General features: G+C 66.5%; 13 protein-coding genes. 2 read left to right on the top strand and 11 right to left on the bottom strand.

Annotation, left to right across the window (positions count from 1 at the left end; translation table 11 throughout):
• The first annotated feature begins 53 nt into the window (after positions 1-53).
• Positions 54-1070, top strand: coding sequence for an AraC family transcriptional regulator (locus EET03_RS26290; RefSeq protein WP_075543311.1), 1017 nt, complete (start codon positions 54-56; stop codon positions 1068-1070).
• A gap of 352 nt (positions 1071-1422) precedes the next feature.
• Here the strand turns inward: EET03_RS26290 and EET03_RS26295 are convergent, their stop codons facing one another.
• The 8 genes from EET03_RS26295 to EET03_RS26330 form a co-directional block, all read right to left on the bottom strand.
• Positions 1423-1710: a WXG100 family type VII secretion target gene (locus EET03_RS26295; RefSeq protein ID WP_075543310.1), complete on the bottom strand. Its 288-nt coding sequence runs from the start codon at positions 1708-1710 to the stop codon at positions 1423-1425.
• A 35-nt stretch (positions 1711-1745) separates the two neighbouring features.
• Entirely contained in the window at positions 1746-2039 is a 294-nt protein-coding gene (gene esxG / locus EET03_RS26300) for a type VII secretion system protein EsxG (RefSeq protein ID WP_075543309.1), read from the bottom strand.
• Positions 2040-2103: 64 nt separating this feature from the next.
• Positions 2104-3360 carry a PPE family protein gene (locus EET03_RS26305; protein ID WP_099193832.1) on the bottom strand — a complete coding sequence of 419 codons (1257 nt, stop codon included), beginning with the start codon at positions 3358-3360 and terminating at the stop codon, positions 2104-2106.
• Positions 3357-3671, bottom strand: a complete 315-nt coding sequence (locus tag EET03_RS26310) for a PE family protein (RefSeq protein WP_075543307.1) — start codon at positions 3669-3671, stop codon at positions 3357-3359. Before EET03_RS26310 ends, EET03_RS26305 begins: the two co-directional genes overlap by 4 nt.
• A gap of 282 nt (positions 3672-3953) precedes the next feature.
• Positions 3954-5303, bottom strand: a complete 1350-nt coding sequence (locus EET03_RS26315) for a WS/DGAT/MGAT family O-acyltransferase (protein WP_099194288.1) — start codon at positions 5301-5303, stop codon at positions 3954-3956.
• A 52-nt stretch (positions 5304-5355) separates the two neighbouring features.
• Positions 5356-6867: a flavin-containing monooxygenase gene (locus EET03_RS26320; protein WP_099193833.1), complete on the bottom strand. Its 1512-nt coding sequence runs from the start codon at positions 6865-6867 to the stop codon at positions 5356-5358.
• A gap of 314 nt (positions 6868-7181) precedes the next feature.
• On the bottom strand, positions 7182-7553 hold the full coding sequence (locus EET03_RS26325) for a DUF2237 family protein (RefSeq protein ID WP_075543326.1): 372 nt from the start codon (positions 7551-7553) through the stop codon (positions 7182-7184).
• A 91-nt stretch (positions 7554-7644) separates the two neighbouring features.
• Positions 7645-7980: a PE family protein gene (locus EET03_RS26330; RefSeq protein WP_063472834.1), complete on the bottom strand. Its 336-nt coding sequence runs from the start codon at positions 7978-7980 to the stop codon at positions 7645-7647.
• 410 nt (positions 7981-8390) lie between these two features.
• On the opposite strand from EET03_RS26330, the gene EET03_RS26335 reads away from it, so the two are divergent.
• A complete protein-coding gene (locus EET03_RS26335) occupies positions 8391-8777 on the top strand; it encodes a hypothetical protein (RefSeq protein WP_036410375.1) in 387 nt (128 codons plus the stop codon).
• A gap of 84 nt (positions 8778-8861) precedes the next feature.
• Here EET03_RS26335 and EET03_RS26340 read toward each other — a convergent pair whose 3' ends face one another.
• The 3 genes from EET03_RS26340 to EET03_RS26350 are packed head-to-tail and all read right to left on the bottom strand — an operon-like array spanning position 8862 to position 12143.
• Complete coding sequence (locus EET03_RS26340) at positions 8862-9611, bottom strand: SDR family NAD(P)-dependent oxidoreductase (RefSeq protein WP_075543304.1); 750 nt, start codon at positions 9609-9611, stop codon at positions 8862-8864.
• Positions 9608-10840, bottom strand: coding sequence for an MBL fold metallo-hydrolase (locus tag EET03_RS26345; RefSeq protein ID WP_075543325.1), 1233 nt, complete (start codon positions 10838-10840; stop codon positions 9608-9610). The genes EET03_RS26340 and EET03_RS26345 overlap by 4 nt, the downstream gene beginning before the upstream one ends.
• 22 nt (positions 10841-10862) lie before the next feature.
• Positions 10863-12143: a sulfotransferase family protein gene (locus EET03_RS26350; RefSeq protein WP_244232557.1), complete on the bottom strand. Its 1281-nt coding sequence runs from the start codon at positions 12141-12143 to the stop codon at positions 10863-10865.
• Positions 12144-12304: the final 161 nt, after the last annotated feature.

Consider the following 12304-nt stretch of genomic DNA (forward strand, 5'->3'; position numbering starts at 1 on the left):
CTTGGGTCCTCGGGTACTTGACACAGCGGCACCGTCCACTGAGGGTCAACGGCATGTCCGTGGTGCGCGGGACCGGGCTGTCCAACTACCCGAAGCTGGTCGCCGAGTTGGGCGGTGACCCGGCCGGCCTGCTGCGGGCAGTGGGTATCCGGGACCGAGACGTCGGCAACTACGACGCGTTCATACCATTCCGCGCGGCGATCAGGGCAATGGAATCGGCCGCAGCGGCAACGGCCACACCGGATTTCGGGCGCAGGTTGGCCCGGCGACAGAGTATCGAGATCCTGGGACCGGTGGGCGTGGCCGCTCGAACCGCCGCGACGGTGGCCGACGCCTTGTCGATCTTCAACACCTTCATGGCGGCGTACAGCCCGGTTATCCGCATACAGATCACCTCGTCGGCCGATGCACAGCGGTCATTCATCGGAATCCAGTTCCTCCTCGACGAAGCGATTCCCTGTCCGCAGACGCTGGAGCTGGCGTTGGGCGTCTCGCTCGGGGTGTTACGCCTGCTGATGGGCGCCGACTACGCCCCGCTTGCGGTGCACCTATCCCACGACCCGGTTACCGCACCGGCCGACTACGCGCAGTATTTCGGCTGCACGCCGTACTTCGCCGAACGCAGCAGCGGATTCACCGTGCGCACCGCGGACCTGAGCCGGCCGTTGAACCGAGACGATGTCGCCCACCGCGCAGTGGTCGACTACCTGAGCAGCATCACCCCACTGGGCGCCGGGATCGTGGAATCGGTACGCGCCATCGTTCGCCAATTACTGCCCACCGGGGCGGCGACCCTCGAGCTGGTGGCCGAGCAATTCCACCTGCATCCGAAAACGTTGCAGCGCAGGCTTGCCGACGAAGGCACTACCTTCGCGGTGCTGGTCGATCAAGTACGCAAAGACACCGCCGACCGCTACCTGCGCACGACGGGCATCAGCTTGTCGCACCTGACCAGGGAATTGGGCTATGCCGAGCCGAGCGTGTTGACGCGCTCCTGCAAGCGCTGGTTCGGGGCGGGGCCGGCAGCCTACCGAAACCGGACCCGCTTGCCGGCATTCGCGCGGGCCTGAGCGGCTCACGCGCGGATCGTTTGGCGCCCCTGGGATATATCGCGGTGGGGCCAATTCAGCTGGCCGAGCAGGTCCCCGGTCAGCCTGGTGTGCCCGTCGAGCCGCTGTGTCGACAACGGATTCAACGCCGTCAGCGCCGCGCGGTGGTGTACGGCATCTCGCGGACAACCGCACGCCAGGTCTCGCGCGCCGCCCGGGCGGCCAGCGGCGGAACGTCGTCGGGTCCGGCTATGCGCGCCGCCCAACCCAGCTCCCGCAGCTGGTTAGCGAGGCGGCAGCGAGGCGGCGCGCCGCAACCACAGTGGCCTGCTGCAACGGGATGCGTGTGCAGCGAGCCTGCAGCGCAGCCAAATTACCCCCACTTGGCGGCCTCGGCCTGGTCCCTGGCCAACATCGCCATGGTGTTGGATTCATGGGTACCGGCCATCGACTGATAGGCCCGCATCAGGTCCTCCAAAGCCTGGTTCCACTGGGTCTGCCAGCCCTGGTAGGTCATCCCGGTATCGCCCTGCCAGGCATTCGACAGCGCGGCCTGCTCGTTGGCGACATCGGCGCCCAGGCTGTGCAGGGTGCCGGCATAGCCGGACATATTCCCGGCGTGCGCCAGCATCGCCGGGTAGTTGTACATAATCTGCGCCATCACAAGTCCTTTCGAGGTTTGACGGTGACGGTGACTCAGAAGCCGGTGTAGCTGGACGCGGCGGCGGCATCGGCGGCCACGTAGGTGCCCGCGGCGTCGCCCAGGTTGGCCTGCGCGATATCCAGCAAGGTGTTGACCCTGGCGGCGGCCTCCACGAACCGGGCGTGCGCGCCCTGGAACGCCGCGGCGGACTCGCCCTGATGAAACGCCTGCGCCGACATCGCCGACTGCTCGGCCTGCCCGATCGTGTGCCGCATCAACGCCGCCTTGGCGGTAAACGCCGACTGCGATGCCACCAACTGCGGAATATGGGCATCCAACAAACTCATGGTGATCCTTTTCGTGGGTGCGGTTACGTTGGGTTGTTACGTTGCGCGGCCGGCTATCGCGTCGTTAGCTGACACAGTCGGCCATGATCGCCTCCCGACTCGGGTCCCAGGTAGCCGGCAGCATCGGGGCCCGCGCCACATCGCCTGACTCCTGGTCGCCCAACCTGGTCAAACCGCCTGGCTCTCCGGCGGCCTCCTTGCCGGCGGTCCCGGCAAATCCCAACGTTGCAGCGCCCCGGGCTGAGCAACCCAGGCCGGCCGGCGCCGTTGCGGGAGCGGTCGCCACGGCCGAAACCAATCGGGCCGGCGGCGGCACGGCAGCGGCGCCGAGTTCGGGCGTCACGGAGCCGGCGGCAACCGCGCCCACCGCGGCCGGAGCGGCCGCCACCGGCAGTCCGGCAGCGTTCATCAGCGCGGTGGCAGCCGGAACCAGCGCCGGCGGCAGCGCGGCCAGCAGCGCGCTGGTAGCGCCGGTGATCACCCCCGTCGCCAGTGCCGTTGCCGGCGCTCCGCCTTCGGCCACGGTGTAGCCGAGGGCGAAGATCATCGGACCCCATTCCAGCAGCGCGTTGAACGGATTGGTCCAAAAGGCATTGAGCATCTGCCACAAATTGCCGATCGGGTCCTGCAGGAACAACGCGTCTTCCTTCAAGACCCACACATTGAAGGCCAGATACGCCTCGGCAACCTCCTTCAGGAGCGCCCAGATCAAGTTCCACGGGATATCCCCCACGGCGGATTGGGCCGATGTGGCAGCGGCGTCGCCGGCGCTGCCGACGCCGGGCTTGACCAGCAGCGGGGCGGGCGTGGTATGCGGCACCGACGCCAACGCCGCGACCGAAGCCGCGTGGTAGATGCTCATCGCCGTGGCAGCCTGGATCCACATCCGCAGATAGTCCCCCTCATTGAGGGCGATCGGGATCGTATTGATGCCAAAGAAATTCGTCGCCAGCAATACCGCGTGTAGGGCGTGGTTGGCAGCCAACTCCGGCAATGTCGGCATCGCCGCCAGCGCGCCGGTATAGGCGGTCGCCGCCACCTCGTGCTGGGCGGCCACCCCGGCGCTGTCGACGCAGGCCCGCAAAAGCCATGCCAGGTAGGGGACGTGTGCCGCCGCAAATACTTTGGCGCTCGGACCCTGCCACGCCCCGATCTGAACCCCGCCTAGCAATGCCGTGAGTTCTTCTGCCACCGAGGCGTATTCGGCGCTGATCGACGTCCAGGATGCAGCGGCCACGAGCAGCGGACCGGGGCCCGGACCGCTGCTCAGCAACGACGAATGCACCTCCGGTGGAGAGGCGATCCAGACTGGAGCCGTCACTGCAAACCACCGGACGCCAGGTAGGTGGCCGCCGCCGCGGCGTCACCAACCGCGTAACTGACACCGGCCTCACCGACACCGACACCGGACCGGCCGAGTTGTTCGACCCCTTCCGCCACGATCGCCGCGTGCTCGACGCCGTGACCGCTGAACCCCGCCGCGGTTTGCAGCGACACCGGATCCGCCGCTGGCGGTACTACCGCGGTGATCAACGGTGCGGCGGCTTCCTGCGCGGCCGCGAGCCGAGCCGTCAACGCCTCCACCGCCGCGCTGGCCGCCGCCAGACCTTCGGGCACCACTCGCAGCGTCATTACCGATACTCCTTCCGAGGCGCCTGATCTACCGGCGCCGCACATACGACCGAATATAAATCTCACGAACTATAACCGTTGTCGACTGTTGAGATAGGCTACGGTGTCGTAGGTTTCGCGCACGTCAAATTGATTCTTCGGTCGCACGGCCGGCGGGTGTCGGCCACGGGCCGCCCGCTTGCGCGGTTGTTTTGGGAACAGCGCCGACCCGACGGCGATTGCCCGTGGGTTTGCGAAATTCGTTGTGTCGCAGTGACGGAAGTTTCGGGGCTGGCCAGGTTGTCAGAGGCCGACTGCGCGCTCCAGTTCCTTCAGCGAGGTCTCCAGGTGTCCGAGCACCCGCTGCAGGTGCGGGACGCTGCGGCGGCAGCCCACGAGTCCGAAGTCCAGACTGTCGGCGGTGCTGGTCAAGGTGATGTTGAGCGCTTGACCGTCGAGCACGAGGGACATCGGGTAGTTGCCGACCATCCTGGCGCCGTTGCAGTATCGCGGCTCGCGCACGCCGGGCACGTTCGAGACGCACACGTTGAACGGCGGCGGAGTCATCTTGGTCAGGCCGGGCACGGCATTGAGCGCGGCGGGGCTCAACAGCAGCAGTGACAGCGCCATCGCTTGCGTGCGAGGCAGCTGTGACAGGACTTTCTTGTTGTCGCGCATCGACGCATGAATGACGTCCAGGCGGTCGGCCGGATCGTCGAGGTGGGTAGCCAGGTTGCACAACACCGCTCCGACCATATTTCCGCCCACCGAGTCGTGATCGTTGCGAAGGCTTACCGGCACCATCGCCACCAGCGGCGCCTCCGGCAGGGCATCGTTGTCGTCGAGGTAGGCCCGCAGCGCGCCGGCGCACATCGCCAGCACGACGTCGTTAAGGCTCACTCCGGCAGCGTCTTTGACCGTCCTGACCCGGTCCAACTCCCAGGACTGGGCCGCGCAGCGCCGCGCTCCGCCCACGGCGACATTCAGCATGGTGCGCGGTGTCCCGAAGGGCAATGTCAGCTGCTGTTCCAGCAACGCGGAACGCGCCAACCGAAGCGTCGACGGGGCAAGCCCGCCAACGGATGCCAGCATTCCACCGAGCCGGTGCAACCGCCCGGGGCGCTGTCGGCTGCGCGGGGAGCGCGCGGGTGCGGGCGACCACGCCGCCCGGAAGTCGGTGTCCTGGTGATCGGCCGAAAGTGACTGCCGCATCAGGGTGAGTCCGGATACCCCGTCGATGAGCGCGTGATGCATCTTCGAGTAGATCGCAAACCGTCCATCCTTGAGGCCTTCGATCACGTGTGTTTCCCACAATGGCCGATGGCGATCGAGGAGGTTGGCGTGCAGCCTCGAGGTGAGCTCCAGCAGCTCGCGCACCCGGCCCGGCGCCGGCAAGGCGGAGCGTCGCACGTGGTAGCCGAGGTCGACGTCGTTGTCGGTGGACCAGCCGACGTTGGCGATCGAGCCATGCAAAGAGCTCGGCCGCTTACGGAAAAGCGGTGCTATGTCTTGGCATTCGAGCATCACCCGGTGGGTCTCGCGTACGAATGCCCGACCGGCCCCCGCAGGCGGCTGGAACAGCTGCAGCGCCCCGACGTGCAGCGGATGCTCGCGCGACTCCGCGGCCAAGAACAACGCGTCGACCGGTGACATCAGTTCCATACGTGTACTCCCCTCATGGCCCCCTGGGCCGGTTAGCGGCCGGTCAGCCCGTCAAGGCCAACTCGGACGTGTCGGCGCCGGCCGACGTGGTGAAGCGCAGGTGGTCATCGTCGACCGGGCCGTCGCGCAGCAATTTTCGGTCCGCCTGGTAGTCCATGCAGACCTGCCATGGTCCTTCGGTGCCCTGGTGGGGGAACTGGGCCACCGCTCGCCGGACGTAGCCGGCGGACAAGTCCAGGAACGGTCGGGTCGACATTGCCCCGGGCACCTGCGGGCAGCAGACATCGTGTCCGTTGGCGTCCATGTGGGCCAGCAGCCGGCAGAAGTGCTCGCATACCAGCCCGACCTTGAGCGTCCATGACGAGTTGGTGTAGCCGAACAAGTAGGCGAAGTTGGGGACGTCGCTGAGCAGAAAGCTCTTGAATGCCACCTTTTCCGAGACGTCGACGGCGGTGTCGTCCACCGAGAGTTTGATGCCGCCGAATGCCAACAGGTTCAAACCGGTTGCGGTGACCACGATGTCGGCCTCCAGCTCCCGCCCGGACGCCAGCCGGATCCCGCGTTCGGTGAAGGTGTCGATCCGGTCGGTGACCACCGAAGCCCGGCCCTCGCGGATGGCCCGGAACATGTCGGCGTCGGGCACTGCGCACAGCCGTTGGTCCCACGGGTTGTACGCCGGCCGGAAGTGCTCGTCGACCGGATACCCGGCCGGCAGTTGCCGGGCGTTGAGGTGACGGATCAGCCGCCGGGCGGCCTGCGGATATTGCTGGCAGAACCGCCAGACGAGCCGCTGCTTGGCGACGTTCTTCTTGCGGGTGAGGGCGTAGGCACGGTCGCGGCCCACCAACGTGGGCAAGGTGTTGGCGATGCGGTCCTTCGACGGCACCGGGACCACGTAGCTCGGCGAACGCTGCAACATGGTCACGTGTCCGGCAGACTCGGCCATGGCCGGCACCAGCGTGACCGCGGTTGCGCCGCTGCCGATGATCACCACCCGCTTGCCGTGGTAGTCCAGGTCTTCGGGCCAGTGCTGGGGGTGCACGATCTGCCCGCTAAACCCTTGCCGGCCGGGAAATTCCGGCGTATAGCCCGCGTCGTAGCGATAGTAGCCGCTGGCGCAGAAGAACCATCCGCAACTCATGGTCACCCGTTCGCCGCAGGCCTGACCGTCGCGCGAGCGCTCGATCTGCACCAGCCAGCGTGCGTCACGGCTGGACCAGGCCGCCTCGATCACCTTGTGCCCGAACCGGATCGCCGTGCCGATACCGTTCTCGGCCACCGTCTGGCGAAGGTAGGACATGATGGCGTCCGCGCTGGCGATCGCCTTGTCGTTCTCCCACGCCTTGAACTCGTAGCTGAACGTGTGCAGATCGGAGTCCGACCGAATTCCCGGATACCGGAACAGGTCCCATGTCCCGCCGATGTCGCCGCGGGCCTCCACGATGGCGAACGTCTTGGCCGGCTGCCTTGTCCGCAGGTAGTAAGCAGCGCCGATGCCCGAGATACCGGCACCAACTATCAACACGTCGACGTGCTCGATGCTGCTGGATTCCATGTGCGTGTCCTATTCGGATGGGATCTGCCCCGCGGACCTCGCCGTCCGAGGGGAGGTGGCTGAACCGTCGAACACACCTTGCCGCACATCACAGCGTCGCGTCTTGACAGCAGAAGACAATATTTTGACACTTGAGGACAGCCATTTGTGGTCTGGACCACATCGACACAAAGCCTCGCGGCCACGGTAACCACGTTGCTGGCCGGGAACAGCGAGATTGCCGCCACGGCTGCGGTTTTGGTCGTGGATTCACGCGGCCACAACCCTGGCGGCAATCTGGCCGCGGCCCGGCAAGCGCAGCGGCCGGAAGCGCGCTACAAGTCGGTCAGGTCGTCGGGCACGTCGACGGAGTGCTCTTTCAGCGTCTCGAGCGCGATCACCTCGAGGGTGCGCTCGTGGGTGGCGGCCAGTACCACCGGAGCGGCCCGGCCATCATGGTGGGCCCGTAGCCAATTCATCGCGGTCACGCACCAGCGGTCGCCCGGCAGCAGCCCGGGGAAGCGGTACTCGGGAACGGGTGTCGACAGGTCGTTGCCGATCGAGCGCTGATGCTCGAGGAATTCGGCGGTGACGACTGCGCAGATGGTGTGTCGGCCCAGGTCTTCTGGGCCGGTGGAACAGCAGCCGTCTCGATAGAAGCCGGTCAGCGGGTCGGTACCGCACGGTTGCAGGGGGCCGCCCAGCACGTTGCGGTCAGGCTGGCGTTCAGGCACCTGCCCAGTATCGCGCTTTCCGGCCGCGGATCCGCGAAGCCGCGACCGGTATGCCGTGCTGCGGCTAGCCGGCCGCCATCCGGAAGCCGGGCAGCAGTCCCACGGCGGTCAGGCTGGTGGCCGCAGCGGTGTCGACATCGGTGTACATCCGCGCGATGTCGGCGAAGGCCTCTCCGGCCCGTCGCAGCTCTTCTTGCGCCGCTTGATTGAGAGCCAGCAGCTGAGCGGCCTCCACCGTGAACGCGGCCACCGCCTGGGCCGAGACTTCGTCGGCCCCGGCGGGCAGCAGCGAGGTCAGCGGGGTCGATGCCGTCGCACCGGCCTGCAGTCCTTGGGAGGCGTTGTCGGCAACCTGCGCACCGATGTCGGCGGCTGCCGGATCGATAGACATCGACTGCATGTGTTTCTCCTGTATAGCGCCAGTCAGTGGTGGTCAGCGACGAGGTAACCGGGCCCTAAACGATGTCAGTAGCGATAGTAGTAGTACGGAATAGTTTTATCTGCAAATCTCAAAAATCGGTTGTGCCCAAGAGCTCCGCAGCCCACCTTTCGGTGAGCCTTGGCATCGCCGCGGCTCGAAAGCGGCCCTCGAAAGCGGCCCTCGAAAACGGCGAGGCCGGATTACGTCCGTGGCGGCGTGCCGCACGTCTGCGCCCAACCTCTGCACAATCCACGGTCTTAGCACCGTTTCGGTTCACCTGCACCCCAAGAAATTTCGCGGGCCAACGGGGCCGGCGCCCACATGGGCGATCGCCGTCAAGGGCCAGATTGGCCCCTCGGGTTCGCTGGCTGCGTGTTAGGTTCAGCGGCGTGATACTTACGGGTGCCTTCCTGGCCGACGCCGCTGCCGTGGTGGACAACAAACTCAACGTGCAGGGCGGCGTGCTGTCGCGATTTGCGGTCGGGCCGGACCGGTTGGCCCGGTTTGTCTTAGTGGTGCTGACGCAGTCGGAGCCGGGCAGTTCCGACGACCGGCAGCTCAACATCGAGGCAAGGCCTCCCGCGGATGCCGAGGCGATACGCCTGCAGTTCGAAGTGCCCGAAGCGGCGGTCGCCGAGTTTCCCGGGTTCGCCTTCTTCGAGATCCAGCTGCGCTTGCCCGTCGACGGCCGTTGGGTGTTGGTCGTGACCGCCGAAACCGGAGCGATCTCGCTTCCGGTACTGGTCAGCGAGATGCCACCGTCGTTCGGCTTCTGAGCCGACGCGGGGCGCTCAGCGCCGCGCGGTGTCGGCGAGCGACCGCTCCGGCGGCCACGGCCCGCCGGCCGGCTGCATCGACAATCAGACGCAGTCCGAGGCGCCGTCGACCACGAAGACGGCGCCGGTGGTGTAGCTGCTGTGCTCGGTGCACAAGAAGGCGACCGTGGGCGCGATCTCGCCGACCGATCCGAAACGTCGCAACGGAATATGAGCCAGCTCCGCCGCCACCAACTCGGGTGCAATGTGCATGGGTGCGGTCATCGGGGTATCGATGGTGCCCGGTGCCACCGCGTTCACCCGGATGCCCATCGGGGCCCACTTGACCGCGAGATTCCTGGTGATAGAGATGATCCCCGCTTTGGCGGCCCCGTAGCCGGGTACCAGCGGCACCGCTCGCAGCGCAGACATGGATGCCATGTTGACCACGCTGGCACCCCCGGACGCCATCGACGCCTTCAATGCCCGGCGAAGTCCGACGGTCAATCGGTAGGGACCGGTCAGGTTGAGAATCACCGACGTGTCGAACCCATCCGGCTTGGATTCGTCGAGCCCGCCGGGGAAGTTCGCGCCGGCGTTGTTGACGAGCACGTCCAGTCTGGAGAAACGCTGAACCAACTGATCCACCGAATCGGCATCGACCAGGTGCAGGCGGTGATACGTCATGCCCGACAGGTCTGTCTCGTACTCGGCCGCAGCCGCCTTGGTTCCGGTGACCGCGACCTCGGCCCCGGCATCGCGGAACAGCGTCGCGATCGCGTGTCCGATTCCGCTGGTGCCGCCGGTGACCAGGGCGGTGGTTCCGGTGAAGTCGAAACTCACCCGCGCGGTCATGAGTTGCTCGCTATCTGATGCTCGAGCCATGCGCTTTCCCAGAAGTTCGTACTGTCGGCCAGCAATGTCTGGTGGGCTTGTCTGAGCACTGCGCGCGCCTGATCGTCGGGCACCAACTCGGCGAGGTGGATGGCGTGCAGCGGCCGGCCGGCGGCCAGGTGCGCGCGCGCCCGATCCAGGAGTGCGTCGGCGCCGGCCAATTCGACGACGTCTGCCGCGACGGCGTCGAAGCCGACGGGGTAAAGCTCGGTCGTCGAACGGTGATGAAACCAGCCCGAGTAGTTCTCCCAGATCGCCCGCACATCCCAGGCGACCTTTCCGTAGCCTTGGCCCACGTCGTATTCCGGTGGCAGGCTGATCTCACGCATCAGCGTCGCGACGTCCTTTCCGGCGTTCATCCCGGCGACGGTCTGGTCGTGGATGTACTGGACGGCGCTGCGCAGCCGGGTCAGTTCGGCGTTGATGCGTTCGGCGCCGGTGATCGGCGCGAAGTGACCGGTTACCAGCAGCTCGGGTTGCAGGTCGCGGACCCGCTCGATCGAGGAGATGGCGGTCAAGGCGTCTCGGTAGCGATCGCCGCGAATGGTGACGAGGTTGGGCACGTGCCCGAAGACGGGGCCGAAGGTGTTGCCGCACAAGCATATTCGCTCGTCAGGCAGCCACACCACGAGCGAGTCGGTGGTTTCTCCGCCCGGAACCGCCAGCAGTTCGATCCGCCGGCCGCCGACCACCAGCGCGAGGGTGTCCTCGAAGTCCAGATCGACGGCCGGAACGCTCGGAGCGGGCAGACGGCTGGTGCCCAGGCGGCGTTGAATCGCTTCGATGCCGGTCTTCAGGGTGTCCTTGAAGGCGAAAGCGCTGCGGCTGGCGCGATACCGGATGAGGCGTTCGTTGTCGTCGCGCCACAGGGTCCAATTCTCCTGCGCGACAACGACGGTATCGGGATCACGGACGCTGTCCAGACCGCCGACATGGTCGACGTGGCCCTGGGTGAGGATGATGTAGCGCACCGGCGAGTTGTCGACGGCGTCGAAGTTGGCGCGGTGCACCGGCCCCTCGAAACCCATGCCGGTGTTGACGATCACCCGGCCGTCGCCGGTGGTCAGCAGGTAGGCATTCGACAGGCCCGGGGAGCACCACAAGCCCGGGGCGAGCTCCTCGGCCCGTTCGGCGGCCGCCGGGCGTATCTCATCGGCGCCGGGCCGGCTGAGATAAACCGGTTCGAACATCGCTGTAGTCTCCTTCATCGGGTCAGGACTCGGCGCGGACGTCGAATCTGTCGAAATAGAAGCCGAACCGTTCACGGAGTCGGTCGGCCGAGATGCCGAAGTGGCGTTGCAGGTCGTAGCGGATTCGGCCGTGCTTGCCGCGGGGATTGCCGTCCAGATACTGCTGAAAGCGCCCACGTACCTCGGAGGTCAATTCGACTTCCCCGCGCCGGTAGAGCTCTTCGAGCAAGGGCATTTCGTTGCCGTTCAGCCGGTGGAAGCCGACGTCGATGCTGCGCTCGGGTGGCACCAGGGCGCGGTCGCGCACGCAGGCGCGCAGCAGCCGCTGCACTCGATCGCTCCAGTAGTCCAGCAGCCAGGCGGCGTCGATGCTGTTGCGGCGCAGCCGGTCGGAGTAGGCCATCATGGTGATCGCCGACTGGATCACCGCGACGGGATCGCGGTGGGTGAAAACCACGGTGGCATCGGGGAAGGTCGCCATCAAGGGGCCGAGCTGCTCACCATGCTGTGGGCTCTTGAGGACCCAGGTGCGCGGGCCGCGCAGAAATGTCAACGCCCGCAACACTTTTTTCAGATACGCGTAGTGGCGGTGTTGGTCGAGCGTCAGATAGTAGTCGCGCCAGTCCGGCACTCGCGCATGCCATTCCAGGACATAGGAGGCCATGTCCAGGTCGAGGAGTTCCACCTCCTCCTCGATGGCCTCGGGGAAGCGGTCGTGCATGGCGGCCACCACCGGGGCGGTCACCATGAGCGCGTCGTGCTCTTGCTTGGTCCGGGTGTAGCGAGGGTCCACTCCGAAGATGTCGGGGCCTTGGCCGCGGGCCGGAATAGGTTCCTGGCTTTCCCAGTAGGGCAGCGCGCGCCGGCGTGGATCCGCGGCGATCAGGTTGACCAGATGTGTGGTACCGGATCGCGGCATCCCGACCACGATGAAGGGCTTCTCGATCGGGATCGATTCGATCTCGGGATACCGCTTGACCAGGTCGGTCAGCGACAAGCGGTTGCGCAGCAACCGAACCACGCGTTGCCGCAAGGTGCCGCGGGTGAGCTGAGTCAGCCCTGTGTCGCCGTCGATGGCCGCCACGTGCGCGGCCAGCCGGTCACCGAAGCCGTCGGTGTCGTCCAGGTCGGCGGCTCCTGCCCGGTCGATCGCCTCGGCCAGCATCTGGTCGACGTCGAGCCGGATGCGTCGCGACTCGGTGAAGTCCAACACCTGGCGCTGCACGTCGGTCAGCGTAGGTGACGTCAGATCGTCGAAGTCGGTGTCACCGATATCGCCGGTGCCGCCAGCTGCAGTGTCCACCGAAGCCCCCATCCCACGTGTCGATCGGAATGTGACTCAGACGGTATCCGCGAGTGCGAAGCCCCGGTGAAGCCAGGTACACCACCTCTCGATCGGGTGTTCGCCGGCGGCTTGGCCACCGACTAGCGCCGAATAGCTGCGCCGCAACGCCACAGCCGGCG

Source organism: Mycobacterium innocens (assembly GCF_900566055.1).
Taxonomy (GTDB): Bacteria; Actinomycetota; Actinomycetes; order Mycobacteriales; family Mycobacteriaceae; genus Mycobacterium; species Mycobacterium innocens.